Origin of the sequence: Variovorax sp. PCZ-1 (assembly GCF_018413605.1) — a bacterium.
Lineage (GTDB): Bacteria > Pseudomonadota > Gammaproteobacteria > Burkholderiales > Burkholderiaceae_C > JANMDU01.
The window spans coordinates 1,211,982-1,231,139 of sequence record NZ_JAHCDN010000001.1 but is presented as its reverse complement, the minus strand read 5'-3'; the positions used below and the strand labels follow the sequence as shown (position 1 = coordinate 1,231,139).

The 19,158-nt window shown below is 56.6% G+C and carries 20 protein-coding genes and 1 tRNA gene; 10 read left to right on the top strand and 11 right to left on the bottom strand.

Translation table 11 applies throughout. The annotated features are described in order from the left end of the window. Nucleotides 1–92 precede the first annotated feature (92 nt). The 8 genes from KIH26_RS05980 to katG all read right to left on the bottom strand — a co-directional run bounded on the left by KIH26_RS05980 (nucleotide 93) and on the right by katG (nucleotide 6,333). Nucleotides 93–953: an ABC transporter substrate-binding protein gene (locus tag KIH26_RS05980; RefSeq protein ID WP_213443394.1), complete on the bottom strand. Its 861-nt coding sequence runs from the start codon at nucleotides 951–953 to the stop codon at nucleotides 93–95. Beyond that, a complete protein-coding gene (locus KIH26_RS05975; protein WP_213443392.1) occupies nucleotides 950–1,627 on the bottom strand; it encodes an ABC transporter ATP-binding protein in 678 nt (225 codons plus the stop codon). The genes KIH26_RS05980 and KIH26_RS05975 overlap by 4 nt, the downstream gene beginning before the upstream one ends. 127 nt (nucleotides 1,628–1,754) lie before the next feature. Beyond that, on the bottom strand, nucleotides 1,755–2,468 hold the full coding sequence (locus KIH26_RS05970; RefSeq protein WP_213443390.1) for an ABC transporter permease: 714 nt from the start codon (nucleotides 2,466–2,468) through the stop codon (nucleotides 1,755–1,757). An 86-nt stretch (nucleotides 2,469–2,554) separates the two neighbouring features. Further along, nucleotides 2,555–3,034, bottom strand: coding sequence for a hypothetical protein (locus tag KIH26_RS05965; protein ID WP_213444827.1), 480 nt, complete (start codon nucleotides 3,032–3,034; stop codon nucleotides 2,555–2,557). Next, nucleotides 2,956–3,231, bottom strand: a complete 276-nt coding sequence (locus KIH26_RS05960) for a BrnA antitoxin family protein (protein WP_213443388.1) — start codon at nucleotides 3,229–3,231, stop codon at nucleotides 2,956–2,958. The genes KIH26_RS05965 and KIH26_RS05960 overlap by 79 nt, the downstream gene beginning before the upstream one ends. Beyond that, nucleotides 3,194–3,469, bottom strand: a complete 276-nt coding sequence (locus tag KIH26_RS05955; protein WP_213443385.1) for a BrnT family toxin — start codon at nucleotides 3,467–3,469, stop codon at nucleotides 3,194–3,196. The genes KIH26_RS05960 and KIH26_RS05955 overlap by 38 nt, the downstream gene beginning before the upstream one ends. A 42-nt stretch (nucleotides 3,470–3,511) precedes the next feature. Further along, a complete protein-coding gene (locus KIH26_RS05950) occupies nucleotides 3,512–3,988 on the bottom strand; it encodes a GNAT family N-acetyltransferase (RefSeq protein ID WP_213443384.1) in 477 nt (158 codons plus the stop codon). 140 nt (nucleotides 3,989–4,128) lie between these two features. Beyond that, nucleotides 4,129–6,333 (bottom strand): catalase/peroxidase HPI, encoded by a 2,205-nt coding sequence (gene katG, locus KIH26_RS05945; RefSeq protein ID WP_213443382.1) that lies wholly within the window; start codon nucleotides 6,331–6,333, stop codon nucleotides 4,129–4,131. Nucleotides 6,334–6,588: 255 nt separating this feature from the next. Here katG and KIH26_RS05940 point away from each other — a divergent pair, with 255 nt between their 5' ends. Next, nucleotides 6,589–8,781, top strand: coding sequence for a TonB-dependent siderophore receptor (locus tag KIH26_RS05940; protein WP_213443380.1), 2,193 nt, complete (start codon nucleotides 6,589–6,591; stop codon nucleotides 8,779–8,781). A 46-nt stretch (nucleotides 8,782–8,827) separates the two neighbouring features. Further along, nucleotides 8,828–8,903 (top strand) — tRNA-Asn (locus KIH26_RS05935). Between the two features lie 67 nt (nucleotides 8,904–8,970). Here the strand turns inward: KIH26_RS05935 and KIH26_RS05930 are convergent. From KIH26_RS05930 to KIH26_RS05920, 3 genes are all read right to left on the bottom strand, one after another. After that, nucleotides 8,971–9,453, bottom strand: coding sequence for a MerR family transcriptional regulator (locus KIH26_RS05930; RefSeq protein ID WP_213443378.1), 483 nt, complete (start codon nucleotides 9,451–9,453; stop codon nucleotides 8,971–8,973). Nucleotides 9,454–9,707: 254 nt separating this feature from the next. Further along, nucleotides 9,708–10,406, bottom strand: coding sequence for an ABC transporter ATP-binding protein (locus KIH26_RS05925; RefSeq protein ID WP_213443376.1), 699 nt, complete (start codon nucleotides 10,404–10,406; stop codon nucleotides 9,708–9,710). A 4-nt stretch (nucleotides 10,407–10,410) separates the two neighbouring features. Beyond that, nucleotides 10,411–11,694, bottom strand: coding sequence for a lipoprotein-releasing ABC transporter permease subunit (locus KIH26_RS05920; RefSeq protein ID WP_213443374.1), 1,284 nt, complete (start codon nucleotides 11,692–11,694; stop codon nucleotides 10,411–10,413). 83 nt (nucleotides 11,695–11,777) lie between these two features. Between KIH26_RS05920 and KIH26_RS05915 the strand changes: the two genes are divergently transcribed. The 8 genes from KIH26_RS05915 (at nucleotide 11,778) to soxA (ending at nucleotide 19,155) form a co-directional block, all read left to right on the top strand. Continuing rightward, a complete protein-coding gene (locus tag KIH26_RS05915) occupies nucleotides 11,778–12,674 on the top strand; it encodes a phosphoglycerate mutase (protein ID WP_213443372.1) in 897 nt (298 codons plus the stop codon). Next, the gene (recJ, locus tag KIH26_RS05910) at nucleotides 12,671–14,392 is read left to right on the top strand and encodes a single-stranded-DNA-specific exonuclease RecJ (protein ID WP_213443370.1); all 1,722 of its coding nucleotides are present in this window, start codon (nucleotides 12,671–12,673) and stop codon (nucleotides 14,390–14,392) included. Before KIH26_RS05915 ends, recJ begins: the two co-directional genes overlap by 4 nt. Before the next feature lie 91 nt (nucleotides 14,393–14,483). Then, nucleotides 14,484–14,987 carry a (2Fe-2S)-binding protein gene (locus KIH26_RS05905; RefSeq protein ID WP_213443369.1) on the top strand — a complete coding sequence of 168 codons (504 nt, stop codon included), beginning with the start codon at nucleotides 14,484–14,486 and terminating at the stop codon, nucleotides 14,985–14,987. Further along, the gene (locus tag KIH26_RS05900; RefSeq protein WP_213443367.1) at nucleotides 14,984–17,161 is read left to right on the top strand and encodes a xanthine dehydrogenase family protein molybdopterin-binding subunit; all 2,178 of its coding nucleotides are present in this window, start codon (nucleotides 14,984–14,986) and stop codon (nucleotides 17,159–17,161) included. Before KIH26_RS05905 ends, KIH26_RS05900 begins: the two co-directional genes overlap by 4 nt. Then, nucleotides 17,154–17,573 (top strand): sulfur oxidation c-type cytochrome SoxX, encoded by a 420-nt coding sequence (soxX, locus tag KIH26_RS05895; RefSeq protein ID WP_213443365.1) that lies wholly within the window; start codon nucleotides 17,154–17,156, stop codon nucleotides 17,571–17,573. Before KIH26_RS05900 ends, soxX begins: the two co-directional genes overlap by 8 nt. Beyond that, nucleotides 17,570–18,022: a SoxY-related AACIE arm protein gene (locus KIH26_RS05890; protein ID WP_213443363.1), complete on the top strand. Its 453-nt coding sequence runs from the start codon at nucleotides 17,570–17,572 to the stop codon at nucleotides 18,020–18,022. The genes soxX and KIH26_RS05890 overlap by 4 nt, the downstream gene beginning before the upstream one ends. 5 nt (nucleotides 18,023–18,027) lie before the next feature. Then, nucleotides 18,028–18,363 (top strand): thiosulfate oxidation carrier complex protein SoxZ, encoded by a 336-nt coding sequence (locus KIH26_RS05885; protein ID WP_213443361.1) that lies wholly within the window; start codon nucleotides 18,028–18,030, stop codon nucleotides 18,361–18,363. A 3-nt stretch (nucleotides 18,364–18,366) separates the two neighbouring features. Then, the gene (soxA, locus tag KIH26_RS05880) at nucleotides 18,367–19,155 is read left to right on the top strand and encodes a sulfur oxidation c-type cytochrome SoxA (protein ID WP_213443359.1); all 789 of its coding nucleotides are present in this window, start codon (nucleotides 18,367–18,369) and stop codon (nucleotides 19,153–19,155) included. Nucleotides 19,156–19,158: the final 3 nt, after the last annotated feature.

The window sequence follows — 19,158 nt, the reverse complement described above, 5'->3', positions numbered from 1 at the left end:
AGCGCTTTGCGCAGATTCTATAAGCTCTAGAGACTGAAATCATCTTGATCCGTAGCATCTTGCAGCTTTGCAAGATGCATTCAGCTATTTAGCTATTTAGCAGCATTAGGAAAAAACACCTGCTCGCCGCCGATTTTGTAAGCCGCGATGCTGGCTTGGCCTGCGGGGGAGATCACCCAATCCACAAAGCGCTGGGCATCTTGTGATTTCACATGCGGATGCTTGGCGGGGTTCACCACCATGACGCCGTATTGGTTGAAGAGGCGGGCATCGCCTTCGACGAGCACGGTAAGATCGGCGCGGTTTTTGAAATTGAGCCAAGTGCCGCGGTCTGCGAGCACGTAAGCGCCGCTGCTGGCGGCGATGTTGAGCGCTGGGCCCATGCCGCAGCCGCATTCCCTGTAACCTGTGCCTTTTTGATTGGGCAACTTGAATAGATCGGCTTCTGCCCAATAGCGCAGCTCTGCAGCATGCGTGCCTGATTTGTCTCCGCGAGAGATGAAGCTGGCGTTGCTACCGCGAATATTTTTCAAAGCACCCACGATGTTGAGCCCTGAAATTTTGGCGGGATCAGCCTTGGGCCCAATCAAAACGAAATCGTTGTACATCACAGGAAAGCGCTTCACGCCAAAGCCTTCGGCAACGAATTTTTCTTCAGCCGCTCGATCATGCACGAAAAGCACATCTGCATCGCCGCGCCGCGCCATATCGAGCGCTTGGCCTGTGCCGAGCGCGACCACTTTGATGTCGATGCCCGTGGCTTTCTTGAAATCAGGCAGCAACGCGCCAAACAAACCCGATTGCTCGGTAGATGTGGTGGAGGCCATGGTGATCTGCTGCGCCCAGGCAGGTGTGCATAGCGCGAGAAGCGCTGCGCCACCCACTATTAATTTGATAGCTGCTTGCGCAGATTCTATGCCGGCGATAGGCCAATTTCGTTTAAAAAATATCATAAAAGATGCTCCGGTAAAGAGTGCGCAAAGAATGCATCGGGATGGCCGTCAAATACCACCGCGCCCTGATCCAGCGCAATCACACGCGTCGCTAAGCGCTTGACTTGACCGAGGTTGTGGCTAGAGAAGATCAGCGTCATACCTTGGCTTTTGAAGCTGGCCATCAGCGCCTCCAGCTCGCGCTTGGAGGCGGGGGCGAGGCTCGCCGTAGGCTCATCCAGCAAGAGAAGCCGCGGCTGGCTCACGCAGGCGCGCGCCACGGCCAGGCGCTGCTGCTGCCCGCCCGAGAGCGTGCGCGCGGGGTGCTGCGCCAGGGTCAATAAATCCACTTGCTGCAAGGCTTCAGTTGCAGCCTGCTTTGCATCGCTCCACTTGCTGCCGCGCAGCCAAGCGGCGAGCGCCACATTGGCCAGCACCGTGGTGCGCAGCATCCAAGGCTTTTGGAAGACGAAGGCCTGGGCAGCTAAATCCGCTTGGGTCACGCTGCCCTGCGTAGGCTGGATCAGCCCTTGCATCAAACGAAGCAGCGTGCTCTTGCCACTGCCATTCGCGCCGACGAGCGCCACAGCCTCACCTTGCGCGATGCTGAAATTCAAACCCTGCAAAGCCTGCACACGGCCAAGCTGCATGCTCACATCTTTCAAGCTAATCAAAACGGGTGCGGTCTTGCTCATACTCTTCGCTTGATGTGCTCCCGTTCGGGCTGAGCTTGGCCCGTCCTGAGCTTGTTGAAGAGGCGAAGCCCTCGCAAGCCCTTCGACAAGCTCAGGGCGAACGGCTCGATATGAGGAGCAAAAGTATTCATAGCGCCATCAGCTCGCGCTGTTCACGCCAGCTCTTGATCAAGGCCACGAGTGCATTCAGCCCTAGCACGATCCCCATCAACACCAGCCCGAGGCCAAGCGCCAGCGGCAAATCCCCTTTGCTCGTCTCCAGCGCAATGGCGGTGGTCATCACCCGCGTGAAGCCATCAATATTCCCACCCACAATCATCACCGCGCCCACCTCAGCAATCGCGCGGCCAAAAGCGGCAATCGCAATCGTGAGCAACACAAAGCGCTCATCCAGAAGCAACAGCAAACCTCTCATCCCATGCTCTGCCCCCATCGCCACAATTTGCTCCCCGTGGCTTCGATCCGCATCTTCCAAAGCCTGCCGCACCCAAGCCGCCACAATCGGCAACACCAATAGCGATTGCGCCAACACCATCGCCTTGAACGAAAACAGCCAGCCCAGAAACCCGAGCGGCCCGCTGCGCGACAGCAGCAAATACACCAAAAGCCCAACGACAACGGATGGCAGCGCCAGCAAAGCATTCAGCAGAGCAATCACAGCCCCCCGCCCCGTAAATCGGCTAACAGCCAGCCAAGCCCCCAGAGCCGCCCCAAGCGCAAAACCCAACAAAGTAGCCAAACCACTCACAGCCAGCGACCGCCCAATAATCGCCCATAGCTGCGCATCACTCGAGAGCACGAGCGAGAGCGCGGAAGAAAAACTTTGCTGGAGAGAATTCACTGCGCCGATCTTAGGTGCAGTGAAATGCCAAGGCTATGCGGAGATGCGAGTTATGAACGGGTTTGCATAACTATGCATGCTAATAATCAACCCTTCTTTTCGATAAATGCAATCGTTTGCCTCATCTCTTCCAACAACATCGCATGTTTACCTAAATTCTCCTGATCCTGTTCGCATTTATGCAGGAATGACTTCAATAGCCGCTCCGTAAATTCGTGATAGCGAGAAAAATGTCTCAACTCAAAGGCTACTGCCGCTTGTCGATCAATGTAGAGAACCCCTGTCTTTTCGTCAGGCTCTACCAGCTCCTTCACAAGACGATGGAATACCTCGAATTCTCTAGCCGCTGACTCTCTTCCTCTGACAAGCAAAAATTGATAAATTGTCCACAAGAATCCGCAAGCTGCGCCTAGGGCACTCAGCGCGGGTAAATTTGCAGCAATCCAAGAGATGACAGTAGATATTGTTTCCATACAACAGATTTTCTTTAAACCGAAGCATCCCGAAACGCCCGCAGTACCGTATTGATGCGTGTTTGATACCCAGAGCCCTGTGACTTGAACCATTCAAGCACATCTTGATCCACCCGCAGCGAGATAGACGCTTTGGAAGGCATTGGCTGAAGGCCTTTGCGTACTAGGCCACGCACGATGTGTTTGACTTCTGCTTCGGGGTGCGCACGAGAGCTCAGCTTTGGCGCTGCACCAGCTTTCAGGCGAGCCCAATCAGTTTTGGATGGCTTGGTAGTAGATGTTGGCTTCATTTTTGGTGGCTTTGCGGAATGAGATGATGCGGATTTCATGGTCGTTCTCCGTGTGCACGATGGATACTGGGATATTGGCGAGCAAGCCGAGTGTGACGAAACGCTGCTCGCCATAGGAGAAACGGTCATCTTCGTAGGTGTATGTCAAGCCGCTGAACACACCGGGCGCATCGACAAAATCAAGCCCGTGCTTCTCGATATTGGATGCGCATTTTGATTCGAACCATGTGAACTCCATGCCTCATTGTATATACAAATCGTAAATGCAACAAGCTGAGCGCTAGAGCTCAAGCGCCATGTATTTCACGCCTTCTACCGGGTTAAACACATAAGCCTGCGTCTCTTTGAAACCGAGCTTGGCATACATGGCTTGGGCGCTTTGCATGATGGGTAAGGTGTCTAGCAGGATGCGTTGGTAGCCGATGTAGCGGGCATCGCAGATGATGTGTTCGGCCATGAGTTTGCCCAGGCCTTGGCCTTGGTGGGCGGGGCGCAGGTAGAGGCGCTTCATTTCACCGCTTTGCGCGTCGTGTCTGCGCAGAGCAATGCAGCCAGCCAGCTCAGCACCAACCCATGCGAGATAGAGGCGGCCATCAGGCGGGGCGTAGGCGCCGGGCAGCGCTTGCATCTCCTGATCGAAATCTTGGAAGCAGAGATCCACGCCAGTCCAGCGCTGGTATTCGAGAAGCAGCTCGCGCAAGGCGGGGAGCTGCGGGTGGGTGGGCTCGTCGATGAGCTGGAGTGAGATGCCTTGCATGCATGTGATGGTAGGCGAAGGCGATGCAGTGATTCATGAATCCTGTGCATCAAATCTTCTGGGCAAGAAAAAGCCGCTCAAATGAAACACTCACTTGAGCGGCTAGGCGCGATCATCAATCGCGACTGTCTATGCAAAGCTTACGCCAAATCGTAGCGATCCGCATTCATCACTTTGCTCCAAGCAGCAGCGAAATCTTTCGCAAACATCGCCTGCGAATCGCTTGCGGCATACACCTCTGCGAGCGAGCGCAGTTGGGAGTTGGAGCCGAAGACCATATCGGCCATCGTGCCCGTCCACTTGACTTTGCCGCTGCTGCGATCTTTGCCTTCGAGCACGCCCGCCGCACTCGCAGATGGGCTCCACTGCGTACGCATATCGAGCAAGTTCACGAAGAAGTCGTTGGTGAGCGTCTCAGGGCGAGCTGTGAACACGCCATGCGCGGCTTGGCCGACATTCGCATTGAGCGCGCGCAGGCCGCCGATCAGCACCGTCATCTCAGGCGCTGTGAGGCCGAGCAATTGCGCTTTGTCGATCAGCAGCTCAGCAGCGCGCTTTTCTAAGCCCTTGCGAGCGTAATTGCGGAAGCCATCGGCAACAGGCTCGAGCACAGCGAATGAATCTACATCGGTTTGCTCTTGAGATGCATCCATGCGGCCTGGCTTGAAATCCACGTTCACATCCTGCCCGGCTTTCTTGGCAGCCGCTTCCACAGCGGCGCTGCCTGCGAGCACGATCAGATCGGCCAGGGAGATTTTTTTGGCGCCAAGCGCATTGAACTCTTTGGCAATCGCTTCGAGTTTGGGCAACACGACGGCAAGCATGGCCGGCTGATTGGCCTCCCAATCTTTCATGGGCGCGAGGCGAATGCGCGCGCCATTCGCGCCACCGCGCTTGTCTGAGCCGCGGAAGCTACTCGCGGATGCCCAAGCCGTGCTCACCAGCTGAGAAATGCTGAGGCCACTTGCCATCACTTTGGCTTTGAGCTGCGCCACATCATTCGCATCCACCAGCGGATGATTCACAGCAGGAATCGGGTCTTGCCAAATCAGCTCTTGCTTAGGCACGAGCTTGCCCAGATAGCGAGCGCGTGGCCCCATGTCGCGGTGCGTGAGCTTGAACCACGCTTGCGCGAAGGCATCATGGAACTCTTTCGGATTGGCCAAGAAGTGACGCGAGATTTTTTCGTAAGCGGGGTCCATGCGCATGGCCATGTCAGCCGTGGTCATCATGGGAGCGTGGCGCTTCGTTGGGTCATGTGCATCGGGCACGAGGGTTGCGGCAGCGGGGTCTTTGGGCTTCCACTGGTGTGCGCCGGCTGGGCTTTTGGTGAGCTCCCACTCGTAGCCAAACAGGGTTTCAAGATAGCTGTTGTCCCACTTGGTTGGCGTGGGCGTCCATGCACCTTCGATGCCGCTGGTGATGGCATGCCCAGCTTTGCCACTGCCGAAGGAGTTTTTCCAGCCCAGGCCCTGCTCTTCAATCGCAGCGCCTTCTGGCTCGCGGCCGACGTGTGATTCCGCGCCTGCGCCGTGAGCCTTGCCGAAGGTGTGGCCGCCGGCGGTGAGTGCCACGGTTTCGTAATCGTTCATCGCCATGCGGGCGAAGGTTTCGCGGATGTCACGTGCAGAAGCGAGCGGATCGGGGTTGCCATTCGGGCCTTGTGGGTTCACATAGATCAAACCCATCTGCACTGCGCCGAGCGGGTTGTCCAACTGGCGATCACCTTTGTAGCGCTGATCGCCCAGCCAAGTGGTCTCAGGGCCCCAATCGATGTCTTGCTCCGGCTCCCAAATATCTGCGCGGCCACCGCCGAATCCCATGGTTTTGAAGCCCATGGAATCCATCGCCACATTGCCTGTGAGCACAAGCAAATCAGCCCACGAGAGCTTGCGGCCATATTTTTGCTTGATCGGCCAGAGCAGGCGGCGCGCTTTATCCAAGTTGCCGTTATCCGGCCAGCTGTTGAGTGGGGCAAAGCGCTGTGCGCCTGTGCCTGCGCCGCCTCGGCCATCGGCGATGCGATAGGTGCCAGCGGCATGCCAGGTCATGCGAACGAAGAAGGGGCCGTAGTGGCCGTAGTCTGCTGGCCACCAATCTTGCGAGTCGGTCATCAGGGCGGTGAGGTCTTTCACCACCGCGTCGAGATCGAGAGTTTTGAATTCTTTGGCGTAATCAAAGTCTTTGTCCATCGGGCTGGAGAGCTCGGATTGCTGATGCAAGATGCCAAGCTTGAGCTGCTCCGGCCACCAAGATGCATTGGAGTTTGCGCCGGCCATGGTGTTGACGCGAGCGCCGCTCGAGAAAGGGCATTTGCCTTCGCTGTTGCTTGAGGGATTCGACATGATGGACTCCTAAATGAGGTGAAAAATTCGCGCATGCATGGCAGTGCATTTAGCGTGCGTTGATCCTAAACCTCATTGCAAAATACTGCCAAACAATCATTTGAATTCTATTGATAGTCAAATACTATTGATGGAACTTGGTATAGTCAGCCCGTGCAATATTGCACTTGCTAGGGGTGCTTCGCATTAATTCTGATGCGCGGCTGAGATCAAACCCTTGAACCTGAATGAGGTAATCCTCGCGAAGGAAAGCTGATGACTAAACACACTCAAAAACTCTCTTTTTTTGCGCCATTTTTTAATCAAAAACAGGCGATCGCCGGCATAGATACTGCGCGGAATGCTATTTTATTAATAGCATCTGCAACAACCTGTCTGCATGGCTTGGCACAGACCTCATCGCAGGAAATCACACTCAAACCCGTGGTGATCAGCGCCCCCACGCAGCGCCAGCAACTGGGCATTGGCGGGTTTGACGCGCCGCTGTCTGAGCAGCCGATTTCTGCCACAGTGATCACGGCAGAAGACATCAAAGCCAGCGGTGCGCAGCGCCTTTCTGATCTTTACAAACTCGATTCCTCCGTGAGCGATGCCTACAACGCCGTGGGCTATATCGATTACGCCACCGTGCGCGGTTTTGTGATCGACAACAAATTCAACTACCGCCGCGATGGTTTGCCAATTTCTGGAGACACAGCCATTCATTTGGCCAACAAAGAGCGCGTTGAGATCTTGAAAGGCACGAGTGGCATTCAAGCTGGCACGAGTGCGCCCGGAGGCTTGGTCAATTACGTGGTCAAGCGCCCTACTTCGAAACCCATCCGCAGCATGGATCTGAGCGCGGATTCCAACGGCCAACTCGGCGCTGCGCTGGATTTAGGCGGCCGCTTTGGCGCAGACAATGCACAGGGCTATCGGCTGAATGTCGCCACAGACCGCTTAAGCAGCAGCGCTCCAGGCACACGCGGCAACAAACAGCTTCTCGCCCTCTCGCTCGATTCGCGCGTTGGGCGAGATGGCTTGCTGGAGGCAGAATTTGAGTGGGCTCGTCAAAGCCAGCCCAATGTTCCTGGACTCTCGGTGCTCGGTAGCACGGGTTTGTTGCCACCAGCGGACCCAAAGCTCAATCTCAACCGCCAAGCTTGGAGCCAGCATACTGAGTTTGAAGGTCTCACTGGCTCACTGCGCTACACGCAGGCCATCAACGATCAATGGCAATGGAGCGCACATCTGGGCAGCCAGCGCCTGAAAACCGATGACCGCATCGCCTTCCCGTTTGGCTGCGGCAACGCAGGCAGCGGCGCTTGCAACGCGTTTTATGACAATGGCGATGTGGATATTTACGATTTCGCAAGCGTTGGTGAGCGACGTAAAAAAGCTGCTGCGCAATTCAAACTCGATGGCAGCCTGCAAACGGGCAGCGTGCGACATGCATTGAGCTTGGGGGCATTGCAATCGAACTCGCGCATTCAAACATCTGATCAGATTTTTGCTTACGCTGGCACACTGAATCTCAACACCCCCAACCAGCCATTACCTGCCAATCCAGCAGCTACGCCCAACTCCGCCAACACCCTGCGCGAAAAGACCCGTGAGCTCTTTGCAACCGACGTGATCTCATGGAACGAAAGTTTCAAAACTTGGCTCGGCTTGCGCCACACCAGCGTCTCGCGTCAAGATCAACTCAACGCTAGCAACTACAGCCAAAACTTCACCACACCCTGGCTGGCTGCAAGTTACCAAACGGGCGCCTACACACTCTACGCAAGCCATGGCCAAGGCATCGAAAGCGATATCGTCGCAGCGCTGAACACCACCAACCCCAATCAAGTCTTGCCCGCTCGAAGATCTCGCCAAACGGAGATCGGCATCAAACACAGCAGCGCAAACCAAAGCTGGCAAGCCACAGTGTTTGACATCACCCGCCCAATGAGCAGCGCTGATGCATGTGGCTTGGCAGGCATCAGCCCCTGCAATGTGCAACCCGATGGTTCGTCTCAACACCAAGGCTTGGAGCTCTCTGCGCAGAAGCAACTTGGCGCATGGCAGCTCGGCGGCTCTGGCACATGGCTGCGCGCCGAGCGCCAAGGCTCCACCACGGCAGCAGCCATCAACGGCCTCAAACCCACCAATGTGCCCAGCCACATCCTGCGCTTGAATGCTGCCTACCGTATCGCACCCGATTGGCTTGTGGGCGCGCATATCGGCCATGAAGGCAAACGCGCCATCCTGCCAGACAACAGCCTTCAGCTTCCCGCATGGACGCGCCTGGATGCAAGCTTGAAATGGGATACACAGATCAATGGCGCAAAAAGCAGCCTGCAAATCAACATCCACAATCTGCTGGATAAACGCTTCTTCCAAGAAAGCCCTTATCAATTCGGCCATGCCTACCTCTTCCCTGCGCAAGCACGGGCGTTGCGCATGAGCCTGAACATTTCTCTGTGACGCTGCTACGAAAACCGAAGTTTTTCGGGCTATAATCATAGGCTGTTCCTCGATAGCTCAGTCGGTAGAGCGCCGGACTGTTAATCCGTAGGTCCCTGGTTCGAGCCCAGGTCGAGGAGCCAACAAAAAGTAAAGCCTCAGCAAGAAATTGCTGAGGCTTTTTACGTTGTGGATGTTGGAATTGTTGGATTAAGCCGCGAGCAACTCGCGTATTTCGAACAGTTCACGGCGCAATTGGCGCAAGGGCACGTGGATGGTGTTATCCGCCCCAAAATCAATGCCGGGCTCGTTGCTGGCTTCTTGCGCTTCTGCCGCATCAAAATCGCTGGCGGCAAATTCGCTGTCTGAGTCGTCTGCAAATTCATCCACACCATCGAGCATCACTTCCCCTGCTTTGCGCTTATCGCGCTCGGCTTGGATGAGCTCATGGAGTTTGTTACGCGCGCCGCTGATGGTGAAGCCCTGATCGTAGAGTAGATCGCGGATGCGGCGAATCATGAGCACTTCGTGGTGCTGGTAGTAGCGGCGGTTGCCGCGCCGCTTCATGGGCTTGAGCTGCGCAAACTCTTGCTCCCAATAACGCAGCACATGCGGCTTGACGTCGCATAGCTCGCTGACCTCACCGATGGTGAAGTAGCGCTTGGCTGGTAGGGGCGGGAGAGTTTTTTCCATTCAAATCAATATAGTTACGGGGCTTTTATGTTGCCCAGGATGAGAATTTACCCCAATCTGCGCGAATATGCAAAAGCTCTTGAACTCAGAGGCGTAAGCCCGCGCCGCTGCTATGATTTTTTAGCTCCGAAAGTTGCAGCATGGGATGCAAGCTGCGAGCCTGTTACGAAGCTTCTGACTGAATGCTTTTGGGGTACACAGGTAACAGACAGTTTGTCACATTTGTACAACAAAGAGGGCCAGACCTCAAAGCATCAGCTCAATCGACCCAGATCCAAGCGCTGGCTGCGCTGGCACTTAGCCGCCAAACTTTCATCGTGTGTCACCATGATGAAGGCCGTGCCTTGCGTCTGCGCCAGCTCTAGCATGAGCTGAAACACTGTGCCTGCGCTGGCGCGATCGAGGTTGCCAGTCGGCTCATCGGCCAACACGCAGGCTGGGCGCATCACGAGCGCGCGAGCAATCGCCACGCGCTGGCGCTCGCCGCCAGAGAGCTCGGCGGGGCGATGATGCAGGCGGTGGCCCAAGCCCACATCTGCTAGCATTTTAGTAGCTGCTTGCGCAATATCTACGCCGGCGAGATGCCCTTTTTGCTTAGAAAACTGCTTAGCAATTCGCATCGGCATGGCCACGTTGTCCAAGGCGCTGAATTCGGGCAGCAGGTGGTGGAATTGATAAACGAAACCAAGGTTTTGATTGCGCCAAGCGCCCTGCTCTGCTTGCGTCATCGTGGCGAAATCTTTGCCCATGAGCTGCACTTTGCCTGCTGTGGGAGCGTCCAGCCCGCCCAGCAAATGCAAGAGCGTGCTTTTGCCAGAGCCTGAAGCGCCCACGATGGCCAGGGTTTCGCCTTTTTTAACAGTCAAATCAACGCCTTGAAGCACGGTCACATCCAGAGGGCCTTCGTGGAAGCGTTTGGTGATGCCTTGGGCATCAATCACGAGATCATTCATCGGATTACTCATAACGCAGCGCCTCTGCTGGGTTCACGCGGCTGGCGCGCCAACTCGGGTACAAAGTCGCGGCAAAAGCCAAGACCAACGAAATCACACCCACGGGCATGATGTCACCCCACTGCGGGTCGCTGGGCATTTGGCTGATCAGATACACATCACGCGGCAAAAAGCTCGCTCTAAACACGCTCTCCAAAAACGGCACGATCACATCAATATTGAAGGCCACCAACAGCCCGAGCGCCAAGCCGGTAAACGTACCGATCACGCCCACCAATGCGCCCTGCACGACGAAGATTTTCATGATCGAGCCCGGCGATGCACCGAGCGTGCGCAGAATCGCAATATCCGCCCGCTTGTCTTGCACCGTCATCACCAGCGTGGAAATCAAATTGAAAGCCGCCACCGCCACGATCAGTGTGAGGATGATAAACATCATGCGTTTTTCAAGCTGCACTGCGGCAAACCAGGTGCGGTTTTGCCGCGTCCAGTCGCGCACCACCTCGCCGCTGGAAAGCTTCATCACCAGCTCCGTGCCCACCGTACGTGCCTCATGCAAATCCTTGAGCTTCACGCGCACGCCCGTGGGCCCCTCCAAGCGAAACACCTTGGCCGCATCATCCACATGCACCATGGCCAGCGTCGCGTCGTATTCGTAATGCCCAGAATCAAACACACCCACCACGGTGAATTGCTTCAAGCGAGGCACCACACCCGCCGGCGTCACTTGCCCGCCAGGTGCAATCACCGTGATCTTCTCGCCATTGCGTGCGCCTAGGTTACGAGCCAACTCAATACCGAGCACGATGCCAAATTCGCCAGTTTTGAGCTGCTGCAAGCTCTGCAAGGCTTCCGCTTTCGCGCCCTCGAGGCCACCTTTGCCACCCGAGATGTCTGTCACCTGTGGCTCAAGAGCCGGATCAATCCCGCGAATGATCGCGCCCTTCATATCCTCGCCGCGTGCAACCAATGCCTGAGCCGCAATGAAAGGCGCAGCGCCGACGACTTGCGGATGCGCTTTGATCTCATTCATCGTTTTTAAAGCATCGGCCAAAGCCACACCGCCCGGTGCAAATACTTCAATATGCGAAACGACGGAGAGCATCCGATCCCGCACCTCTTTCTGAAACCCATTCATCACAGAAAGCACAATGATCAGCGCCGCCACGCCCAACGCAATGCCCAGCATCGACACGCCCGAGATAAAGCTGATAAACCGATTAGAGCGGGATGAGCGCCCCGCCCGCGTGTAGCGCAGGCCTACTTCAAGTTCGTAAGGAAGATTCATGTGGGAGAGATTGTGGCATGCTGAGCACCATGTTTTGAGGCGAACGCGGCGTGGAGTTCCTGAAGCTCTGAGACAATCACCTCATGCCTTTTACCCAAATCATCGTGCCCGCTGCGAGCCTGCAGCCGTTTGAGAACGAGAGCACTGCCTTCAATGTGTCGGCGATGCTACCGAATTGGGGGGAGATGCAGCGCTTGGAGCTGCATGAAGACAGCTTGTGTATGCCGTTTGAGATGGCTTATGCGCGGGCACTTGGCATGCCATCAGACGAAGGAAAGATGCCTTGGGCGGCTTTTGAGACGCAGGCTCTTGGTGCGCCTTGCGCTTGGGTGCATCCATGTCACCTTGACGTAGGCATGACGGATATGGTGATGCAGCCTGTGGATCGGCTGCGCCTCACCGATGCTGAATCGCGCGAGCTGCATGCTTTGATCGCGCCTTATTTTGAGCAAGACGGCATCACTTTGAAATACCACAGCGCTGCGCGCTGGCTGGCTATTGGCTCACAGTTTGCGGATTTTGAATGTGCATCGCTCTCGCGGGTGCAAGGGCGCAGCATCAACGATTTTTTGCCAGATGCGGGGGAGTTTCCGCAGCAACTCAAGATCAGCCGTTTGCAGGCAGAGATGCAGATGCTGCTTTACACACACCCGATCAGCGAGGCTCGGCAAGCGCGTGGGCTGCCGACGGTGAATTCGTTTTGGGTGGATGGCGCAGGTGTGCTTGAAGCTTTGCCTGAGCAGACCAGCGATGTGCGGCTTGAATTGAGACTGCAGGAGGCTCAGCATTCGGAGTCGGCCTATTTGAGCGCCTGGCGCAGCTTGACTGCTGAATGGGCAAAGATTGAGCAGGCTACCACCATCACTCTCTGCGGCGAACTTGCTGCCATCACCCTAGAGCCTCAAAAACCTGGTTTTTTACAACAATTTATAAGCAAATTCAGCCGTTTGCCGGCAAGGAATCTGCGTGGAGTGCTATGAAATTAATAGTAAGAGATGTGCCCCCTCGTAGCAGCTGGGCGCTCGAAAATGCGGGAGTGCATCCCTTGCTCGCGCGCCTGTACGCGGCGCGCGGCGTGCAAAGCTTGGAAGAATTGGATGATGGCTTGGCGAAGCTTTTGCCACCCTCTTCGATGAAAGGTTGCCTGGAAGCTGCGAAGCTGCTGGCTGATGCAATAGCTGCAGATAAGAAGCTCTGCATCGTGGCTGACTATGACTGCGATGGCGCAACCGCTTGCGCCACGGGTGTGCGAGGCCTCAAGCTGCTAGGCGCAAAGCATGTGAGCTATCTCGTGCCAGACCGCGTGGTGGATGGCTATGGCCTCACGGCCTCGATTGCCGATCGCGTGAAAGCTGCTGGAGCCGATATGCTGATCACAGTGGACAACGGCATCGCGAGTGTGGAAGGCGTGGCGCGTGCGACTGAGCTGGGCTTGCAGACTTTGATCACCGATCATCACCTGCCCGGCGAGAAGCTGCCGCTGGCCGATGTGATCGTGAATCCCAATCAACCGGGTTGCACGTTTGAAAGCAAGTCGATTGCTGGTGTGGGTGTGATGTTTTATGTGCTACTGGCTTTGCGTGCTGAGCTGCGCGAGCGCGGTGTGTTCACGCCCGCCACGCAACCCAAGCTCGATGCCCTGCTCCCCATCGTGGCACTCGGCACAGTGGCTGATGTGGTGAAACTTGATGCGAACAACCGCCGCTTAGTCGCTCAAGGCATAAAAAGGCTCAGAGCCGGCGTATCTCCTGCGGGAATAGCTAGCCTTTTCGTAGCAGCCAGCCGCAAGATGCCGATTGCCAGCACTTTTGATTTTGGCTTTGCACTCGGCCCCCGCATCAACGCAGCAGGCCGCTTGAGCGATATGACCCTCGGCATCGAATGCCTGATCTCAGATGACTCTGGCCGCACTGATGAACTCGCCAAGCAGCTCGACGCGATCAACCGTGAGCGGCGTGACATCGAATCCGGCATGCGCGAGCAAGCCGAGGCCGCGTTGCAATACATGTTTGCAGACGACGAGCCCGTGGAGAATCACCCAAGCGGAATCGCCATCTTCGATCCCGAGTTTCACGAAGGCGTGGTCGGCATCGTGGCCAGCCGCATCAAAGACAAGCTCCACCGCCCCACTTTCGTCTTCGCCGCCAGTGGCGCGGAAGGCCAAGAGCATTTGCTCAAAGGCTCAGGCCGCTCGATTGCAGGCTTTCATCTTCGCGATGCACTCGATTGGGTCGCCAAAAAACACCCTGGCCTTCTTCTGAAATTCGGCGGCCACGCCATGGCTGCGGGTTGCACGATTGAAGAAGAACATTTCGAAACTTTTGAAGCCGCCTTCGCCGAAGTTGCCGCGCTGTGGATTGATCAAGCCACGCTCGCCCGCCGCTTAGAAACCGACGGCCCGCTCCCCGCTGAATACCGTCGTGCGGACATGGCTGATACGCTCAACCAAACCGTCTGGGGCCAAGGCTTTGCACCGCCCATCTTTAGCGAAGAGCTAGAAGTCGTATCGCAGCGCTTAGTAGCAGAAAAGCACCTCGGCCTCAAACTCAAACACCAAGGCCAGCTCATCGATGGCTTCTGGTTCGGCCGCACCGAGCCGCTGCCCGCCAAGGCAAATCTTGCTTACCGACTCGAGAGCGATGAATGGCAAGGTGTCAAACGTGTAAAGTTTTTTATTGAGGGTATGGCAAGCACTTAGTAGAGTGTTGCACTAGGGTATGTCTCAATGCCCACCCTAGCCTCTTGGATGAAGATGTAGAGTTGTTTTCACTTCATCTGGAGATGCCATCATGGTGCAACTGAACGTTAACGGCCGCGTGCAAAACGTTGATGCCGATCCGAGCACGCCGCTCTTGTGGGCGCTGCGCGAGCAGCTGGGGCTCACAGGTACGAAATATGGCTGCGGTGTGGCGGCTTGCGGCTCGTGTACGGTGCATATCGATGGCGTGCCTACGCGCAGTTGCGTGAGGCCGATTTCTACGATTGAAGCCAAAGAAAAAATCGTCACGATTGAAGGGCTTTCGCCCAACGGCGAGCACCCAGTGCAAAAAGCGTGGGTGGCGCTGGATGTGCCGCAATGTGGTTACTGCCAATGCGGCATGGTGATGGCTGCTGCTGCGCTCCTCAAAGAGAAACCGAATCCGACCGATGCGGATATTGACAATGTGATGACGAATATCTGCCGCTGCGGAACCTACAACCGCATTCGCGCGGCGATCAAGGTGGTGGCTGCGGGCGGCAATCCTCGCGTGGCTGGTTTGAATATTCAGCACATCGAAGGGAGCCAAGCATGAGCGCCGTTCTTTATCCTGAAGTCTCCCGCCGTAAATTCATAGTTGGCTCAGGCGCTGCCGCTGGCAGCATGATGCTGAGCTTTCATCTGCCCTCATCTGCTCAAAGTAATGCTCCTGCAGAAGTTAACGTGTGGATGACGATTGCACCAGATGAGACGGTCACCATCCGCATTGCCCGCTCCGAGATGGGGCAAGGCTCGCTCACCGGCCTAGCACAACTCGTGGCCGAAGAGCTGGAATGCGATTGGGCGCGCGTGAAAACCGAATACCCCACACCGGGCCAGAATCTCGCCCGCCAGCGCGCATGGGGCAATTTCTCCACAGGGGGCAGTCGGGGCATCCGCGAATCGCAGGATTACGTGCGCAAAGGTGGCGCAACAGCGCGCACCCTGCTCGTGCAAGCGGCTGCAGATGAGTGGAAAGTGAATCCTGCCGAATGCAAGGTCGATACAGGCGTGATCACTCATGGCACGAAGCGCACGACTTACGGCAAAGTGGCCGCAGCCGCTGCCAAGCTCAAACCCGCAGGCGAAGTGGCGCTGAAAGACCCGAAAGACTGGAAGCTCGTCGGCAAGCGCCTCGCGCGCCTCGATACGCAAGACAAAGTGACCGGCAAGCAAATCTTCGGCGCAGATTTGAAGCTGCCCGGCATGCTGAATGCGGCGATCAAAGATTGCCCTGTGTTTGGCGGCAAAGTAACCAGCTTCAATGCAGCGGCCATTGCCAATCGCAAGGGCGTGAAGAAGGTGGTGAAGGTGGGCGACAGCGCTGTGGCTGTGGTGGCTGATCATTGGTGGCAAGCCAAGACGGCGCTTGATGCGCTGCCGATTGTGTGGGACGAAGGCCCGCACGCCAAAGCTTCGAGCGCTGAGTTTGCCAAAGTGCTTACCGCCGCTTTGGATGCACCTGAGGCCGCAGTAGGCAACACCAAAGGCGATGCCAAAGACGCGCTAGCCAAAGCCGCTCGCAAGATCGAAGCGGTGTACACCTACCCGCATCAAAACCACGCCACGATGGAGCCGATGAACGCCACCGCGCGCTGGACGCCCGAGCGCTGCGAGGTGTGGACGCCGACACAAAATGGTGAATCAGCGCTGGCCGCTACATCAGAAGCCTCTGGCCTGCCGCCCGCGCAATGCGAGGTTTATAAGCTGCACTTGGGTGGCGGCTTCGGCAGGCGCGGCATGACGGATTGGATTCGCCAAGCCGTGGCGATTGCCAAAGAAATGCCGGGCGTACCCGTGAAGCTGCTCTGGAGCCGAGAAGAAGACATGCTGCATGGCCGCTACCACCCGATCACACATTGCAAGATGAGTGCGGCGCTGGATGCGCAAGGCAATGTGACGGGCTTGCATATGCGCATTGCCGGGCAATCGATTTTGGCGGGTGTGTTCCCGCAAAACGTGCGCAACGGCCTCGATCCCGTCGTCTTCCAAGGGCTGAACCCCAGCGGCGCAGAAGGCATGTTTGGCTACAACATTCCGAACTTGCTGATCGACCACGCCATGCGCAACCCGCATGTGCCGCCCGGCTTTTGGCGTGGCGTGAATCTGAATCAAAACACGTTGTATGTGGAATGCTTTTTGGATGAAGTGGCGCATGCCACGAACCAAGATCCGCTCGCCCTGCGCCGCAAGCTCATGACGGCTGCGCCTAAGCATCTTGCTGTGCTCAATGCTGTGGCAGAGAAAGCCAATTGGGGCAAGCCGACGCCCGATATCGGCGGTCAAAAAGTCTTCAAAGGCTTGGCCGTGACGCATGGCTTTGGAAGCTATGTGGCTGCGTGCGCTGAAATTTCGGTGAGCGCGGATGGTGCGCTTAAGATTCACCGCATCGTGGCCGCTACAGACATTGGCTTTGCCGTGAACCCGCAGCAGATTGAAGCGCAGGTGGAAGGCTCGTTTGTGTATGGCCTCTCAGCTGCACTCTTTGGCTCATGCACCGTGAAAGACGGGCGCATCGAGCAAGACAATTTCAGCAGCTATCCCGTGGTGCTGATGCAGCATATGCCCAAGGTAGAAACCATCATCCTGCAATCAGGCGGCTTCTGGGGCGGCGTGGGCGAGCCCACGATTGCTGTGGCTGCACCTGCGGTGATGAATGCGATTTTTGCGGCCACGGGCAAGCGCTTGCGTGATATGCCGATTGCTGGGCAGAGTTTGAAGCGTGCTTGATCTAAGCCGTCTCCTCACTTGCCTTTCGCTGTGCCTCATCAGCACAGTGAATGCGCAAGTGTTGGACGGCAGCCAAGCTCTCAGCGCTGAGCCTGGCGATGCTGTGCGTGGCCGCGCCATCGTTGCAAATCGACAGCAAAGCCTCTGCTTGCTCTGCCACGGCGCGCCGATTTCAGAAGACCGCGCCCAGGGTAATCTCGCGCCCCCACTGGATGGCGTAGGCGCAAGGCTCACCAAAGAGCAACTTCGCTTGCGCATGATCGATTCGCAGAAGATCAACCCAGCATCCATCATGCCGCCCTACTTTCGCGCTGAAGGCTTAAATCGTGTTGCTACTGCACACCAAGGGCGCACCATGCTGACAGCGCAGCAGCTTGAAGACGTGGTGGCGTATTTGCAGAGCTTGAAATGAAGCGCCGTATTGTTTTGCTCTCTACCGCGCAAGCTTTTGCAGCTTGTCTTCTCAGCTCACGAGCTTGGGCGCAACAATCCGAAGCAACGATGCAGCAAGCGATTGCCAAATTCACAGGCGGCATCACGCCGCAAATCGGTAAAGTACAAATCGGTATCTCGCAATTGGTCGATAACGGCAATGCCGTGCCTATAGATATCACAGTCGATCACCCGCAAGAACGTGATCGGTTCGTGCGGCGCATCGGTCTCTTCAACGAAAAAAATCCTCAGCCCGATGTAGCAGAGTTTGATCTGAGCGCAGCATCTGGCTCCGCGCAAATCTCCACCCGTATCCGCCTAGCCACCACACAAAAGCTCACGGCTGTGGCGCAACTGTCAGATGGCAGCTTCTGGATGCAAAGCGCCGATGTGATTGTCACTTTGGCTGCGTGCATTGAAGTCGAGTAAAGAGCATGAGTGATACACCCAGCGTCCGCTCCCTCGTGCAAGCGCCTGCCACTGCGCAGCGCGGGCAAGTGATCGTTGTGAGCGCCACGATTGGGCACATGATGGAAACCGGCTACCGGCGCGGCTCAGATGGCGTGATGCTGCCACGCGATTTGATCAGGCGCTTTGTCTGCACATATCAAGGCGAGCAGGTGTTTGCCGCCACACTTCATGCGGCCATGTCGTCCAATCCGTATCTTTCCTTTCGTGTGCGCGTGATGGAAAGCGGCACACTTCAATTGAGCTGGACAGGTGATAAAGGCTTCTCGCATACGCGCAGCCACACGATCACAGTCGCTTGACCCATGCGCTGGCTTTTGAGTCTCGTTGTTGCACTTTCTTGCGTCGCTCATTCGCAAACCGCTGATCGCCGCCAATCTGGCTTCGCGATCATGGATGCACGCACGCAGGCGATGCAGAAAGACGATGCGCAAAACCCCGCCATGCTTTGGGTGCAAAGCGGCGCGCAGCTTTGGGCGCAGCCCAGTAGTAGCAATGGCAAATCCTGCGCAAGCTGCCACGGTACAACCATTGCACAACCCAACAGCTTCGCGCGCCCACCAGCGGCTTTTGAAGCAGTTGCTACGCGTTACCCCACTATCGATGCCCTGCTCGGCAAACCCGTCAATTTAAGCCAACGCATCAACCTCTGCCGCCAGCGCCACATGAATATGAGTGCACTTGGCTCAGAGCATCAAGACTTGCTCTCATTAGAAAGTTGGCTGGGCCACGCAGCTCGCGGACAAGCTATCGCAGCACAAGACCCCAAACTCGAAGTCACGCGCAGACAGGGCGAACAACTCTTCATGCAGCGCATGGGCCAGCTCAACCTCTCCTGTGCCCAATGTCATAACGAGCGCGACGGTCTCAAGCTAGGCGCCAGCACGATCCCCCAAGGCCACGCCACAGGCTACCCCATCTACCGCCTTGAATGGCAAGGCATGGGCAGCCTCGCCCGACGCATACGCGGCTGCCTCACAGGCGTACGCGCACAGCCCTTTGCCGCAGGCAGCAATGAAATGACAGCGCTTGAAGTCTATTTGGCGGCGCGCGCCATGGGCATGCCCTTAGAAACACCGGCTGTGCGGCCTTGAGCG